The organism is Oleiphilus sp. HI0061 (assembly GCF_001635675.1).
Map to the genome: position 1 here is coordinate 1 of NZ_LWFE01000949.1, position 252 is coordinate 252.

Annotated in this window: 1 pseudogene; it reads left to right on the plus strand. The window is 46.0% G+C overall.

The features are described from left to right. Positions 1-252, plus strand: a pseudogene (locus tag A3735_RS30865) (IS21 family transposase); the annotation flags it as partial.

The window sequence follows — 252 nt, forward strand, 5'->3', positions numbered from 1 at the left end:
CAGCGCCATTCGATGGCTATGTAGAAGAGACTAAGCGAGTCTCTTCTACATGCTTAATTACGTTCGAGCGTAACCGCTATAGTGTCCCGGCAAGCTTTGCTAACCAGCATGTGAGTCTTCATGTTTATGCAGCTGAAATCGTTATCGTTGCCGAAGGCAAGGAGATAGCAAGACATAGACGTATCTTCAATCGCAAGCATGATGCAGGTATCACCAAGTATGAATGGAGACATTATCTAGCCGTGGCTCAAC